Source organism: Lacihabitans sp. CCS-44 (assembly GCF_024343735.1).
Classification (GTDB): Bacteria; Bacteroidota; Bacteroidia; order Cytophagales; family Spirosomataceae; genus Leadbetterella.
On record NZ_RJUE01000063.1, the window covers coordinates 116,855 to 131,486 of the forward strand.

14 protein-coding genes and 1 pseudogene are annotated in these 14,632 nt (G+C 38.2%); all 15 read right to left on the minus strand.

What is annotated here, in order from left to right:
- On the minus strand, window positions 1–423 hold the full coding sequence (locus EGI26_RS19415; protein WP_255080734.1) for a four helix bundle protein: 423 nt from the start codon (window positions 421–423) through the stop codon (window positions 1–3).
- A 175-nt stretch (window positions 424–598) separates the two neighbouring features.
- Window positions 599–1,504 (minus strand): D-ribose ABC transporter substrate-binding protein, encoded by a 906-nt coding sequence (locus EGI26_RS19420; protein ID WP_255080735.1) that lies wholly within the window; start codon window positions 1,502–1,504, stop codon window positions 599–601.
- Between the two features lie 4 nt (window positions 1,505–1,508).
- Entirely contained in the window at window positions 1,509–2,906 is a 1,398-nt protein-coding gene (locus EGI26_RS19425; protein WP_255080736.1) for a DUF1593 domain-containing protein, read from the minus strand.
- Entirely contained in the window at window positions 2,903–3,880 is a 978-nt protein-coding gene (locus EGI26_RS19430) for a transketolase family protein (protein WP_255080737.1), read from the minus strand. The genes EGI26_RS19425 and EGI26_RS19430 overlap by 4 nt, the downstream gene beginning before the upstream one ends.
- A gap of 24 nt (window positions 3,881–3,904) precedes the next feature.
- Entirely contained in the window at window positions 3,905–4,210 is a 306-nt protein-coding gene (locus tag EGI26_RS19435) for a hypothetical protein (RefSeq protein ID WP_255080738.1), read from the minus strand.
- Complete coding sequence (locus EGI26_RS19440; RefSeq protein ID WP_255080739.1) at window positions 4,207–5,607, minus strand: acyclic terpene utilization AtuA family protein; 1,401 nt, start codon at window positions 5,605–5,607, stop codon at window positions 4,207–4,209. The genes EGI26_RS19435 and EGI26_RS19440 overlap by 4 nt, the downstream gene beginning before the upstream one ends.
- Window positions 5,604–6,899 carry a CitMHS family transporter gene (locus EGI26_RS19445; protein WP_255080740.1) on the minus strand — a complete coding sequence of 432 codons (1,296 nt, stop codon included), beginning with the start codon at window positions 6,897–6,899 and terminating at the stop codon, window positions 5,604–5,606. Before EGI26_RS19445 ends, EGI26_RS19440 begins: the two co-directional genes overlap by 4 nt.
- A 16-nt stretch (window positions 6,900–6,915) precedes the next feature.
- Window positions 6,916–7,275: a four helix bundle protein gene (locus EGI26_RS19450; RefSeq protein WP_255080741.1), complete on the minus strand. Its 360-nt coding sequence runs from the start codon at window positions 7,273–7,275 to the stop codon at window positions 6,916–6,918.
- 34 nt (window positions 7,276–7,309) lie between these two features.
- Window positions 7,310–8,935 (minus strand): sulfatase, encoded by a 1,626-nt coding sequence (locus EGI26_RS19455; RefSeq protein ID WP_255080742.1) that lies wholly within the window; start codon window positions 8,933–8,935, stop codon window positions 7,310–7,312.
- Between the two features lie 85 nt (window positions 8,936–9,020).
- A complete protein-coding gene (locus EGI26_RS19460; protein ID WP_255080743.1) occupies window positions 9,021–10,064 on the minus strand; it encodes an alpha/beta hydrolase family protein in 1,044 nt (347 codons plus the stop codon).
- Window positions 10,065–10,099: 35 nt separating this feature from the next.
- Window positions 10,100–10,900 (minus strand): transketolase, encoded by an 801-nt coding sequence (locus tag EGI26_RS19465; protein WP_255080744.1) that lies wholly within the window; start codon window positions 10,898–10,900, stop codon window positions 10,100–10,102.
- A gap of 46 nt (window positions 10,901–10,946) precedes the next feature.
- On the minus strand, window positions 10,947–11,348 hold the full coding sequence (locus EGI26_RS19470) for a GxxExxY protein (protein ID WP_255080745.1): 402 nt from the start codon (window positions 11,346–11,348) through the stop codon (window positions 10,947–10,949).
- Window positions 11,349–11,405: 57 nt separating this feature from the next.
- Window positions 11,406–12,803 carry an L-fucose/L-arabinose isomerase family protein gene (locus EGI26_RS19475; RefSeq protein WP_255080746.1) on the minus strand — a complete coding sequence of 466 codons (1,398 nt, stop codon included), beginning with the start codon at window positions 12,801–12,803 and terminating at the stop codon, window positions 11,406–11,408.
- Window positions 12,804–12,859: 56 nt separating this feature from the next.
- Entirely contained in the window at window positions 12,860–14,398 is a 1,539-nt protein-coding gene (locus EGI26_RS19480; protein WP_255080747.1) for a carboxylesterase/lipase family protein, read from the minus strand.
- Window positions 14,399–14,429: 31 nt separating this feature from the next.
- Window positions 14,430–14,632, minus strand: a pseudogene (locus EGI26_RS19485) (sugar phosphate isomerase/epimerase); the annotation flags it as partial.

Below are 14,632 nucleotides of genomic sequence, written 5' to 3' on the forward strand. Positions count from 1 at the left end.
TCAGGATAAATAGTAGTAAGCACTTCCACAAATGCCCACTAAAATTGGAATTATTCTTTTGCCCATATTATTCTTTTTAGTTAAAATAGAACTCCTTAGCATTTTCATTATTTGGGTAGAATCGTCAAAAAGGGATTCGTATTCCGTTCGAGATATATAATCAGTCCTCATTAATATTTCAAGCCAATATTGAGTTTCACCAGTTTCTTTTTGTGCGATTCCCAATTTGTGAACAAAGTCCAAACCCGATTCGGCATTTTTAGCCTCGCGTACCATCGCTCCAGGGTTAGTTCCAGATCGCACTATTTGCTTACTTATTATAAATTCCTTTTTCTCCGAAATTAAAAATTTACTAAGGTTTATAATTCTTACTGCAAAGTCAATTGTTTTTTCTCCTAATGGGTCTTTTGTAATGGAGTTCATTGTATTTGTGTTTTAGAAATTTACTTCGTCATTCATATTTCATCATTCATATTTCATCATTCATATTTCATGATTGATATTTCATCATTCATATCTCATCATTCATATCTCATCGTTCAACATTGATTTCATCATTCATATTTCATCATTCATATCTCATCGTTCAACATTGATTTCATTTTTGTATAATCAACTCAACTTCCACAGGTACTCTTTGAGCAAAATCTCGCTTTCCTTTGAAAAACTCATCGGCGTTTTTGGCGGCTGTTTCGGCCATCACTTTTGGAAACTGCATGCCGGTTGCTACAATTTTGCCCTCTTTTATTTTTTCTACCACTTCATCGGCACCATCAAACCCAAATACTTTTACTTTTTTGTCGAGGCCAGCCGACTGAAGAGCCTGATAGACACCCAAAGCCATGGCATCGTTTCCACAGAAAACGGCATTAATATTTGGGTGGGCTTGTAGCATACTTTCCAACACTTCCATGGCTTTGTTTCGGTCAAAGTCGGCACTTTGCTGAGCTACCATTTTCAGGTTCGGGAATTTATCTACTACCGAATGAAAACCCTTTGAACGAGCCCAAGTGTTATTGTCTCCCACCAAACCCAGTATTTCCACATATTCACCTTTGGCTTTTAGCGACTTTGCAAATTCAATTCCTACCTCCACACATCCTGAGTAATTGTCTGACAATATTTGACTTGTAGCGGCAACATCGGAATTGACTTCTCTGTCCATACAAAAGACTGGTATGCCAGCTGTTTTTGCTTTAAGAATGTTAGAAATAGAGCCATCAGCATCTGTTGGATTGAATAAAATGGCATCAAAACCTGAGGAAATGAGGTTCTCAAAATTGTCGGATTCTGTGGCTGGATTATTCTGTGAATCAAATATTTTTGCTTCATAACCCAGTTTTCTTGCGTTTTCTGCTGCCGATTCTGCCAAAACCACAAACCAAGGGTTGTTTAATGTTGAAATTACCACTGCCACTTTTGGTTTTTCTTGATCAGTTTTTGAGGAACAAGAAATAAAAAATAGAGTGATAAGTGATGAAAGATAAGTGATCAGTATTTTCATATTATTAAGGTAATATCGTTATGATTACACGTTGGTAACGAGTCAAATTTGGAATGCCATTATCACTTATTTCCAAGATAAAGTGCATGGTCTTGGCACTTGATACTTTCGGTGCATTAAAGGTAATTTCTTTATTATTAGGTCTTTGTAAAACAAATCTGCTGGCATTCATGCTGCCTACTTCATTGTAATATATCCATTTGTAGCTCAAAGTGTTTTGGTCGGGGTCGGTTCCACTACCCGATAAAGTAACTTTTTCGCCCGATTTTACAGTAAGTTCATTTTTATGATTGAGCGTAGCAATGGGTGGATGATTGGCTTCTTTGTAAGACTTGGCAACACACCAATCCATGCGAGCAAAGAAATCATTTTGAAAAGCAGACCTCCAACGCCAAATCGTAGCGTGATTGCTGGTATGATTACTTTTTGTGATTTCCGAATAAACCTCATCTTGGGTGTCTGTCCAGATTGGGCGAGTTTCTGGCTCATACATATATTTTTTGAATGGTGGAATATACAATTCGTAGCGTCCGCCCCAACTGCCATAGTTTGGATTTTCGGGGTCGTTTAGACCATTATTTATTAATCCTAAAAAAGATGGAGTATCACCTTCCATCAAGAAGGCAACCTTTGGGTATTTTTCGCCCAATGCTCCATGATTATTTTGGACGTGGATGCTTAATTGATGATTTTTTACAATAGAAGTATCAGCACCAATAAATCGCCCATGATAAATATCGCCCGAAATGCCCGACCATGTGGCATAATGGTATTGTCCACCGCCATTTTCTTCAAAACCTGGGCTTACGATATAGAACAAATCGGGGAAATTTTTGCGAATCCAAGGACCTGTATCGTCTTGGTCTGAAATCGTATAAACTCTTAGTTTTGATATAATTTCCTTTATTTTTAAATCTTTCTGCGTCTTTTTTAATTTAAAGAGTGCTTGTGCCAATACATTTGAACCACCCCATGCTTGTATATAAATTGGTCGAGAGTCGTTTTTAAGCATCGTTTGAAAAAGCCATTCCGAACCTTCGGAGTCTTTATCTTCACCCACGCCTTGCATACCAAATACAGGCAAGCCTTTTTTTATGATTGAATGAATATAAGCCTCAGTAGGAAAGCCTTTTTCATGAATTTCCAGATTATCTCTTACTTTTCCATAAGCCTCCGTGATGTCGTGCAAACGCCATTCGGCAGTTTTGGAGCGTTGCCAACAAGAAGTTGTAGCTACGATTCCTTCAATATCAAATTGATTGACATAAGTAAGAAACCTTACATACGACATCGCATCATCAGGCTCATTTTCAATATCTGTTAATACAAAAACTCTTGGTTTTTGGGCAAAAGATACTAGCGTGATGAGTGATAAGATATAAGTGATGAGTAGTTTTTTCATTTTGCAATTAAATTTAGGGCAGTTATTGCTAATCCGTTTCTCGAAATTCCATAATGCTCAAAAATCTCGTTTTGAGAGCCAGAAACCGTATGGTCGTCAGGTAAACCTACGATTTTGAATTTATTTCGAAAACTATTTTGGAATAAAAACGAGGCCACCGCTTCACCTAAGCCACCATTTATTGAATGTTCCTCTACCGTGATTATCGGACTACCATTCTGGGCTAATTGTCCGATCAGTTCAGTATCTAATGGCTTTATGGTGTGCATGCTGACCACTGTACACTCAATACCATTTTCTTGGGATAATTTTTCTGCAGCCTCTAAAGCTGGTAAAACACCTTCGCCTATGGCGATGAATGTGAGGGCTTGGCCATTACGGATAATTCTACCTTGGCCAATTTTATAATGATGAATACTTGAGCTTGTTTTTTCATTTATCATTTTTAATTCATCACTCATCATTAAATTATCAGGCATGGTTTTCTTTCCAAAACGGATATATATCGGTTTTTCAAACGTGGAAGCTGCTTTTATAGCTTCTTGGGTTTCAAAATTATCTGCTGGGGCAATAATCGTGATATTGTTAATGGCTCTTAAAACGGCAAAATCGTGCAAGCTGTGGTGTGTACTTCCCAATGCTCCGTAGCTTACTCCAGCCGAAATTCCGATTAATTTCACGGAGTTGTCGGAATAACAAACATCATTTTTGATTTGCTCCAAACTTCTGGCTGTCAGAAAGCAAGCTGGAGATACTGCAAAGGTTTTCTTGCCCATACTTGCTAAACCTGCGGCTACGCCCACCAAATTTTGCTCAGCTATACCTATTTCTACTATTTGCTCAGGAAATCTTTGACCAAAAGCCACTAATTTGCCCGATCCACGAGAGTCGCTGGTGACAACATAGATATTTTTGTCATTTTCGGCCAATGATTGAAGTGTTTCTGAAAATATTTCAAGGTTAGCTTTTTCCATTTTTAATTTATTATTCATCATATATCAATAAGTAATTTCCATTTCTAAAAGTTTATAGCTTAGTGCTTTCCCATGTGTGTCCATCCGCAGTGAAGTAGTTACACCACCTCCCAATGCATCGTTACATACAAAAAGTAAGGACGAAATATTGGGCATTTCGTACCGAACTACTTCCCCATGAATTATGCCTTCAAAATGTTTTTTTACACATTCTACCGTCACTTTTTGGCAAAGTATTTCATAATCATTTTCATTGTAAGGTATCAAGGACAGCATTGAAATGTTGCCTTTATCGCCTGCTCTGCTATGGGCTATGTTATATAGTTTCATGATTCAAATACTGAAATTTGAGGTAAAAATTTGCTCCTGTCTACCAAAACAGAAGTAATGCCTATTACTTCGTTTACATATTTGCGTACACCACCACCTCCAGCTGGGCCGTTGGTATAAAGTGCTTCTACTTCTTCACCGACTAGTGCTGCGTCCGCTTGGCTTTGTGTTTTTGCTGCAATCCGGAGTCGAACTTCTGAAATCGTGGCTTCGGCTTCGCTCGGCCACCTGTTATCAAAAGTAGAATTAACGCCAATATAATCTATTTTTATTTCTTCAAATTGAGCTTGCAAACGTTTTTCAATAATTTCACCAGCCAGTTTTGCTCTTTCAAAAGCGGCAGGGCCGGCATAAGAAATCTCACCTTCGCCCAACCAAAAAGCCTTATAACCTATACTTACTTTGTAAGTTTCGGGTTTAATTTTACCACCGCCGCCTGTTATTCTTATTTTATTTTTGTCAATTTCCTCTAATTTTACACTGGTGAAGTCTGTCACAACATCAGGCGTATAGTATTCACTTGGATTAATTACTTCATACAGTAACTGCTCTTTGGCAGTTTGAAGATTGATTACCCCTCCTGTACCTTCTACTTTGCCAATAATAGCCGATCCATCATCAAAAACATCTGCAAAAGGATGCCCCATATTTTCCATATTTTCTACTGGTTTCATTATAGGGTCGGCAAAATATCCACCAGTGATATGTCCGCCGCATTCCATCAAATGACCGATCACCGTTCCTTTCCCGAGCAAATCGTAATCGTCTGTTTTCCAACCAAATTCGTGAATCATCGGTGCCAAAAATAAGGAGGGGTCAGCTACTCTTCCTGTGATAATTATTTGAGCATCAGCTTGAAGGGCTTCTAAAATGCCTTCCACGCCGAGATAAGCGTTCATTGAAATTAGGAGTTGAGAACGGTTCGCCGTGCGATTAGGAATTAGGAGTTTTTCATTGTTTAATTCATTTTTAATTAATTTCAACGCCTCATATTCTTCTCCGAAAATTTGAATATCATTAATTTCTAATTCCTCATTTCTAATTCTCAACTCATCGCCACCCACCGCAGCAACTTTAATTTTCAAGCCTTGTTTTTGAGCAATTTCTTTGATTCTCTTTGCCCCTTCAATTGGATTTGCTGCTCCCATATTCGTGATTAAACGAATATTATTTTTTACCAAATGAGGCAAAAGTGTTTCGATTCTACGCTCCAGTAAAGGGTCATAGCCTTTACTGGGGTCAGCCATTTTTCTTTTTTGTGCCAAAGCTATTGTTCGTTCTGCAAGGCATTCTAAAACCAAATAATCTAGTTCGCCTTTTTCGGCTAGAATAACCGCAGGTTCTATTCTATCTCCAGAGAAACCAGCTCCGCAACCAATTCTTATTTTGTTTTTCATAAATGTATTGACCCAGTTAAAAGTGCTACAATGGTCATTACTATGGTGGTGCCAAACGCCCATTTGAAAGTGTGGCGTTGGTGTTCTCCCAAGTCAACTTCGGCCAATCCGACGAGTAGAAAAGTAGATGCTGTAAGCGGACTAATAGGAAAACCGACCGTCATTTGGCCCAACAATGCCGCTCGGCCAATTTCTAGCGGATCTATGCCAAATTGTGTAGCGGTCTGACTTAAAATAGGTACAACACCAAAATAATAAGCGTCAGGCGTAAATAACATACTGGCTGGTAAGCTGGTGATGGCTGTAAGTGTCGGTAAAAGATTTGCATGATTTTGCGGAATCAAAGTAACCAAACTGTTGGCCATTTCTTCAATCATTTTTGATCCTGTAAGAATTCCTGAAAAAATACCCGCCGCAAAAATCATGCTCGATACCATGAAGATATTTGTTCCATGGGCTTTCAAAACCTTCTGTTGGTCTGGTAGTTTTGGATAGTTGATTAGAAGCACAACCATGCTCGCTGCCACAAAAAGTACAGGGGCAGGAATCCATCCTTTTATGAGCGAAAAAATCAGCAAAGCTGTAAAAATAGCATTGAAAATCAATAGTTTAGGTCTTCTGAGCTGGTGTTGCTCATGTGTTAGGTTGTCTTTATGACTATACTGAAAATCAATGACACCTAGTCTTTTTCGTTCTTTTTTGCCAAATATATAAGCCACAAAAAGCACCCAAGCTATACCTCCAATAATGGCAGGGATATTTGGATTGAAAATATGAACGGCGTCTGATTTTAAAGTAGAAATAGCTCGTGCCGAAGTGCCTGACCATGGCACTAAATGCATCGGGCCAACACTTAAAGCTACTATGCTCGAAAGCACCAGTCTGTTTATTTTTAGTTGTTTATAAATAGGCAAAAACGCAGAAAGTACTATCATAAATGTGGCTGTTCCGTCTCCATCGAGGTGTACAATCATGGTTAAAATGGCCGTTCCGAGAATGACTTTCAATGGGTCACCTTTTACCGATTTTATAATAAACGCAATCACTGGATCGAATAATCCGGCATCGAGCATTGTGGCGAAATATAAAACCGCAAACATCAATAAAATGCCTGTAGGAGCTACTTGTTTGATACCACTCAGAGCAAATTCGCCTAATTCTTTTGGATTAAAACCAGCCAAAAGCCCAAAGAGAATTGGTGTAATGACCAATGCCGTCATGACTGATAACTTTTTGGTCATTATCAGTACTAAGAAAATAATGATTGTAGTGAAACCGAATATTGCTAACATAATTAGGAATTTGGAATTAGGAATTACGATTTTTGAGCGTTTTAATTATTGTTCCGGTTATTTTTAGAATTTCATCACAATCTTTAAGCTGTGATTCAGCCTGAAGTGAATCGAAATAGTCTGTATCTTTCAAGGGCCTTATCCAATAATGTGTTTCTCTTGCTTCTTTATAAACAATGTTCAATTTTGCAAAAAAATCTTTGTCTGTTTGTCCACCAATTGCCTCCTCAACATTAGCTCCAATGGAGGTGCCACTTCTAAGGAACTGTTTTGAAAGAACATATTCTTTCTTTTCAGATGTTAAAAATTGGTATGCTCTAACAGTTCTGATTGCAAAAGAATAAGACTTTTGTTGCAAGGCATTGTCGTTTTTCATTCCTAATTTATAATTCGTAATTTCTAATTGTATATCATCTGAAAATCTTTCCTGCCTTTACTAATTCATCATATTTTTCAATGTACATTTTATCCAAAGCCTCCGAGTCTTTATATTTTACTCTTAATGCTGCCAATTTTTTATGTAATTCAGCTTTTATTTTTGCATATTTAGAGTCATTGTAAACGTTTTTCATCTCGTTTTTGTCGTTCGTTCTATCGTATAATTCCCATTCATCAATGTCATAATAAAAATGCACTAGCTTGTATTTTTCAGTTACAATACCGTAGTGTCGCTTAACCATGTGGACACTCGGATATTCATAATAATGATAATAAGCAGCGTCTCTAAAGTTTTTGCCTTGACCCTTAAATATTGGAATCAAACTCTCTCCCTGCATATCTGAGGGCGATTTTATGCCGGCTGCTTCAAGGAATGTTTGGGCAAAATCTAAGTTTTGAACCATCTGGGAGTTTTTAGAGCCAGCTTTTATCACGCCCGGCCATTTAACCAAAAGGGGAGTTTTAAATGACTCATCAAAAATGAATCTCTTGTCGAACCAACCGTGTTCACCCAAATAAAACCCTTGGTCTGATGTGTAAACCACTATGGTGTTCTCGTCAAGATTATTCTTTTTCAAGAAATCCAAAACCTGCCCAACGCCTTCATCTACAGAGGCTATACTTCCTAGATAATCCTGCATATAGCGTTGGTACCGCCATTGCATTTTTTCTTTATCGGTCATGGTCGGGAATTTCTTTTTAAACTCCTCATTCATTTTTCCATACGCATCGTCCCAAGACTTTCTTTGTGCTGGGTTCATTCTACCTACGGTAGCATTATAGTTTTTTTTGTCATAAGCATGCGATTCTTTAATGCCCAATTTATCCATATTTTCAGGTGTGATTTTAGAATCTCCAGCCCAGTTCATGTGTGTTAATAGGTTCATTTCTTGTTCTTTAGATGCCCTTCCGCGGCCTTCATAATTATCAAAAAGTGTGGCAGGTTCAGGAAAAGTTTTCGTCAAGTATTCTTTGAAATGACGTTCAGCAGGAAGCCACTCACGGTGTGGGGCTTTGTGTAAATAAGCCAAGAAAAATGGTTTTTCTTCGTCTCTTTCATTTTTAAGCCAGTTGAGTGTAATGTCAGTAATAAGGTCGGTTACATAGCCTGATAGTTTCTTTTTTCCTTCTTTTTTAGTGATTATATCAGGGTTGTAATAATCGCCTTGGTCGGGCAATATTTGAAACTCGTCAAAACCTTTGGGATTATTTCCAAAATGTAGCTTGCCAAACATAGCAGTCTGATAGCCATTTTGTTGTAATATTTGGGGAAAGGTAATGTTAGTGGTGTCAAAAGGGAAATAATTATCTATTTTTCCGTTAAGATGGCTGTGTTTTCCAGTCAAAATTACGGCTCTTGATGGAGCACAAATAGAGTTTGTCACGCAAGCATTAGAAAATAACATTCCTTCGTTTGCAATTCTATCAATGTTTGGGGTTAGAGTGAGCTTAGTGTCATAAGCTGAAATGGCCTGATAAGCATGGTCGTCAGACATTATAAATACTATGTTTGGCCGTTTTTGCTTTTTAGGCTTAAAAGCAAAAAAAGCTATAGAAATAACCGAGACGAGTAGGAGTGATAGAAGTATTTTTTTCATAGTTTTTCAGGTTGAAAATTTTCTTTATAAAATTGCAAACTTCTCATTCGCTAAGAGCCCAAACTAATTTTGAAGCCTCGTTTAGCTAGAACTTTAAATAATCATTAAAAAATGGTAATAAATCATTCAAAACACGTCCATCTATTGTCCATATTTTGTTTCCATGGTCTCCAATATACTCCTCTGAAAAATGGTTAATGCCAAGATTTTCTAAACGTTGGCTCAACATACCGATTTGTACAGGAAATCGCGGGGAATCATTCCTACCCCAATCGAGTTTTATTGCAGTTAATTTTCTTAAATTATCTGCATATTTATCTACCATATAAACTGGCATGTTAGCTTCCCATTTGTCCAAAATCGTTTGGTTTATTATCATTTTGTTGCCCTCATAGCTAAATGGGAAATCACAATAGAATGGAGGTTTGTTGGGGTTTGGAGACCAAGCACGAGCAGCTGCTACCAGTACTTTTGGGTAATATGTTTTCTTTAATTCTTCGGCTGATTTTATGTTTTGTGCTTCTTTAAAAGAATTACTATTTGGACCAAATTCTTTTACCATAGCCAACAAACCTGGACTTAAAGCGTAAATACTACTGAAAACTTCTGGATGTAACATGCCGATTTTAAAGGCTCCATATCCACCCATCGAATGGCCCGCTATGCCACGACTTTCTTTATTGGCAAGTGTTCGATAGTTTTTGTCAATATAATCTACTAACTCTTTAGATTCGAACTCATCCCAATTGCCTGTTAGCGAAGAGTTTGAGTAGAAGCTGCCCTCGAAAAGCGTATAATGATCTGCTTGAACGAAAATAAAAGGCCTTATTTTTTGACGGATGATGCTTTCGTCCAAAATTTTCTGCATCTGCGGAGAGATATTGTCTTTTCCCATAAAACCATGCAGATAATAAATAACAGGGTAACGCTCTGATGAAGCATCATAATTAGGTGGCAGATAGATAGAAACCTTCCGATTTGGATCTTCACCTCCTGTGTTTTGTAAAGCTGTTGAATTCAAAACAAAACTTGCAACTTTTCCGGACTGGGCAGAGACAACACTTCCAGCACTCAATGTAATTGCCCAAAGGAGAAAAATGATCACAAATATTTTTACTAAGTTTTTCATAAGAGTAGTTCTGATTTTAAATTCTCCGCAAGGACTTAAAGTGCCAATTCCTCCAAAGCCAGTTCATATTGTTCGGCACTTGGTACTCCATGGTGCCATTTTATTTGATTTTCCATATAAGAAACCCCTTTGCCTTTTGTGGTATGAGCAATCACAAACGAAGGTTTTCCCTCCTCAAATGGCAAACTTTTGAGTGTTTCGGTGAGTTCGTCGAGATTATGGCCATCCACATGTTTCACTGCCCAACCAAATGCCTCCAATTTTTTATCAACGGGTTCTAAGCCCATCACATCGGCATTGGAGGCTGTTATCTGCAATTTATTGTAATCCAAAATCGCACATAGATTGTCTAATTTATAATGTGCTGCAAACATCATCGCCTCCCAGTTGGAGCCTTCTGCCATTTCGCCGTCGCCAAGAACTGTAAAGACTTTTACTGGTGAATTGTCTTTTTTTGCAGCCAATGCCATGCCCGAACACATGGATAGGCCATGTCCAAGTCCACCCGTATTTTGCTCGATTCCTGGAATATACTTGGTCGGATGACCGATATAAGGAGAATTGTATTTGCAAAGTGTCAATAAATCTTCTTCTGGGAAAAAGCCTTTATCGGCCAAAACAACATACAATGCTTCTACACAATGCCCTTTGCTTTGTACATACCTATCACGCAGATTGGAGCCAAAGTTTTCGGGGTTAACGTTTAGAATTTCGTTATAAAGTACATTTAATATGTCAATAATAGACAAGCTACCACCTGTGTGGCCAGCCTTGGCATTGAAGATGTACTTTAATATCTTTCTTCGGTATTCTTTTGATTTTTCTTCTAGATTCATAGTTTTTATTGGTACACAGATGACACAGATTCTGCGAAACACAGATTTACACAGATTTTAATTTCTTTTTGCTATTGTCGAATACCTTTCTTTTAATTTCAGGTTTTACACCAAAATTCAAGAGTAATCCAACTTCAATATCGGTTGCTCGTAAATAATTTAATATTTGATTTTCAAATTCTTCAACAATATAATCGGCCGCTTTTAATTCTAATATTACTGAATCATTTACTATCAAATCGGGATAATATTCGCCAACTTCATAGCCTTTAAAATATACTTTTATTTGTTTTTGTGGGTCAACTTTAAATCCTTTTGATTTTAGTTCTAAATAAAGTGAATTTTGGTATACTTTTTCTAGAAACCCATATCCTAGTTCATTATACACATCATAAAATACTTTTATTATTTGCTCTGTTAATGCTTTATGTTTTACTTCTTTTTCCATTTTTAATCTGTGTAAATCAGTGCTTCCAAAGGAATCTGTGTCATCTGTGTACCATCCTTACGAATGCGTATACACCTCCCAATCCATATAATTACCCAAAGCTTCTTCTAAAATTGCAGCGGTTTTTGAAGCATTCATAACCACGTGATGTTCGAAACCGTTGCGGCAAATATGTTTCATAAGACCTTGTAAATCATTTATTTGTGCTACAGCACGGTTGCCAAAAGTGCTTAATGGGTCGTTGGTTAATTCGCCTTCGCCAATATAGCATTTAATGATTCCCTTTGGGTCGTCTGTGCTGATTCTTCCATAAGTCAAAGGCATGGCTGGCGTGCGTCCATCCAAGGCTCCATAAGTATTTTCTACACCCACCGAGGTGCCAAGAATTGGAGCGTTTGAAATCTGAATATCTGGTAAAAATGATTTTGCCCAGTTGCCACAATGAAACAATACACATTTTTCGGGATCGTCGGCGTAGTTATTATTCCAATCCACCAAAGCTGATGGCGAACCAGAGGCCAATTGCATGGCATACATACTCAGCGTACCTGTAACATCCACTTCGCACGCACTTGGGAGCATATTTTCGCTCATAATACTCATGCTTGTACACACATTACATCCGTAGTTTTGTTGGAGCGAAGTCCAGCACTGAATGGCTGTAGCATCCAAGGCGTATTCTTCCATGATTTCTTTTAAAACCACGTCCAATTTTGCAATCTGAATCATGGCTTCGTTGGGCGTTTTGCCTTTTGGAGCATAAGCGTTTATAGCATCTAGGTGTTGTTTTACTTTGGTGTCATCACCCGTAAGTTTATTGGCTTTTCCGAGAATTTCTGACAAGTCAAAAGTAGTAACCGTGATGCCATTTCTCTGCAGAATTTTCTCTGAGTAACGCACTGTATTAAATGCCCCTGGTCTGGCTCCAATGGCACCAATTCTTACATTTTTCAAGCCTTTTGTAACTCTGCAAACAGCCACAAAGTCTAGTAAATCTTTCTGAAATATAGCATCAGATGGCAAGCTAACATGTTGGCTTGTAAGTGAGTACTTGAAGCCGTATTGGTATAAATTATTGCAAACCGATATTTTGCCACACCACGAATCTCGGCGATTGACAACATTCATTTTGCTAAGTTCGTCTGGATAAGCTTGCACCAAAACCGGCACATTTAGGCCCGCCAATTTTAAAGTATCAGCCACTCCTTTTTCATCGCCAAAGTTGGGTAAAAGTACCAACACTCCGGCAATTTCTTCACGGTGTTTTTTGAACAAATCGGCACATTTTTGTGCATCTTTATAAACCTCTACTCCGCCCAATTTAGAGTCGGTTGTATCAAGAAGTATTGGTTTAAGACTTAATTTTGAAAAAACGTCAAGAATCTCAATTCTTGCTTTTTCTACTAAACTATCAGGGAAAAAGTCCCTGTTTCCGATGATTATTCCTAATGTCATTGTTTTTGAGCGATGAGATATGAGTGATGAGTTATGAACGATGAGTTTTTAAATATTTACTTCCCTGTAAAGTATTTCTCCCAAAAAGCCATTTGAGGCTTACTGGGTAATGGTTTTGATTCAATAGTTTTATCAAAAATTATAACTTGCTCATCAGTAGTGGCATAAGTTTTCCAGTCTGGTAAGCCTTTGCCGTTTGGATTGCCGGTTTTTGCAAAATTCACCCAGTAAGACGACATCGTATCTGCGATTTTAAAGTCTACCACCTCCCAAGGTCGCTTTACGGTATGCAAATTGTTATAAGCATAGGGCACTTCGCCAGTATGAAATGCACCAAATTCGGTTTCAGGCGTATAGGCAGGAAGTTTACGATTAAAATTATAAACAAAGGCTTTGGATTTTCCCGTTTGGGTTTGCATTTTTGCCCATATATAATCTTGAATACCAAAGGTTTCGTCACGACCCAATGCTATTTGCGATTTTGCGGCTTGCTCATCTGTTTCAGCGGGGTAGACTTTGAGGAAGTCGGCTACAGAGCCACCAAAACGTTTTGTCATTTGTTCTTTAAAAACCTCGGCTTTTGCTGCTGGGCTACCAATTCGATCATCTTCGTTCCAGCCCACAATAGTCGGTATGTCGTTTTGTTTGCCTTTTGCGAAAATCTCAAAAATGCCTTCGGGCATTATATAACCATCAACAATTGGCGACGAAAGCCCACCTTGCGATTTTTGAATTTCTTCTGCTGATTTTGCTCTTAATTCTGCTAAATTATTGCAGTTTAGTGTTTTAGCATATTTTATTCCCAATTCTTCCGCCGCTTTCATATTTACATTTGGGCGAAGTGGATTTTGAACAAAACTACCACCGCTTTCGGCAATAGCTCGGTGAATTAGCCCTTTTGTGTGAGGAGTGGCTACCAAATAATTCACTCCAAAAGCACCAGCAGATTGCCCTGCTATGGTAACATTGTCGGCATCGCCGCCGAAGGCTTCAATGTTTTTCTGAACCCATTTCAAGGCCGCTATCATGTCCATCAAAGCATAATTTCCAGAAGAATTTTTGCCCGATTCTGCCGAGAGTTCGGGGTGAGCCAAGAAGCCGAAAACTCCTACACGGTAGTTGATACTTACCAAGACAACGCCTTTTTTTGCCATAGCTTCACCATCATAAATGGCACAAGCCGCACCACCACTTCGGAACCCACCACCATATATGTATACCAAAACAGGCCGTTTTTCTTTGTTTGATTTTGCTCCAGACCACACATTGAGGTAAAGGCAATCTTCTGAAATGGGTTCTTTTGGAATGATGAATTCCTCAGACCAACAAAAAAATGGAGCAGGAGGTGCTTGCATTGGACTTGCACTGAAAGCCGTACAGTTTTTTATTCCTTCCCAAGATTTTACAGGTTGTGGAGCTTTCCAACGTAAATTTCCAACAGGTGGAGCTGCAAACGGAATTCCTTTGAAAATCGCAATCGTCTTGTCTTCATTTGCAGTGCCTTCAACCTTCCCGCTAGCTGTATTAATTATGAGGTTTTGACCAAATATGGAAGTGGTAAGTCCAAGTAAAATAAAGGCTAATTTGAATTTCATAGTTTTCGAAATTTGATTTAAAGATGATTAATTAAATTTTAGGTTTTAAAAAATCTAAACTGCGTTTAAGTGCTATTTCTGGACTAGCCACCATGTCTTGCTCTACAAAGTAGTGCTCAACGCCTATTTCTTTTGCCTTTTTAATAATTCCTTTTAGGTCCAAAATACCATCACCTGCTGTAGTCATGTTGCCAAAAAGTGGTATCCATTGTGAGGCGTTACCGCCATCTCCTG

Coding starts and splice junctions, on each gene's coding strand:
- EGI26_RS19415 (WP_255080734.1), bottom strand. CDS start 423: ATGAACTCCATTACAAAAGACCCATTAGGAGAAAAAACAATTGACTTT.
- EGI26_RS19420 (WP_255080735.1), bottom strand. CDS start 1,504: ATGAAAATACTGATCACTTATCTTTCATCACTTATCACTCTATTTTTT.
- EGI26_RS19425 (WP_255080736.1), bottom strand. CDS start 2,906: ATGAAAAAACTACTCATCACTTATATCTTATCACTCATCACGCTAGTA.
- EGI26_RS19430 (WP_255080737.1), bottom strand. CDS start 3,880: ATGGAAAAAGCTAACCTTGAAATATTTTCAGAAACACTTCAATCATTG.
- EGI26_RS19435 (WP_255080738.1), bottom strand. CDS start 4,210: ATGAAACTATATAACATAGCCCATAGCAGAGCAGGCGATAAAGGCAAC.
- EGI26_RS19440 (WP_255080739.1), bottom strand. CDS start 5,607: ATGAAAAACAAAATAAGAATTGGTTGCGGAGCTGGTTTCTCTGGAGAT.
- EGI26_RS19445 (WP_255080740.1), bottom strand. CDS start 6,899: ATGTTAGCAATATTCGGTTTCACTACAATCATTATTTTCTTAGTACTG.
- EGI26_RS19450 (WP_255080741.1), bottom strand. CDS start 7,275: ATGAAAAACGACAATGCCTTGCAACAAAAGTCTTATTCTTTTGCAATC.
- EGI26_RS19455 (WP_255080742.1), bottom strand. CDS start 8,935: ATGAAAAAAATACTTCTATCACTCCTACTCGTCTCGGTTATTTCTATA.
- EGI26_RS19460 (WP_255080743.1), bottom strand. CDS start 10,064: ATGAAAAACTTAGTAAAAATATTTGTGATCATTTTTCTCCTTTGGGCA.
- EGI26_RS19465 (WP_255080744.1), bottom strand. CDS start 10,900: ATGAATCTAGAAGAAAAATCAAAAGAATACCGAAGAAAGATATTAAAG.
- EGI26_RS19470 (WP_255080745.1), bottom strand. CDS start 11,348: ATGGAAAAAGAAGTAAAACATAAAGCATTAACAGAGCAAATAATAAAA.
- EGI26_RS19475 (WP_255080746.1), bottom strand. CDS start 12,803: ATGACATTAGGAATAATCATCGGAAACAGGGACTTTTTCCCTGATAGT.
- EGI26_RS19480 (WP_255080747.1), bottom strand. CDS start 14,398: ATGAAATTCAAATTAGCCTTTATTTTACTTGGACTTACCACTTCCATA.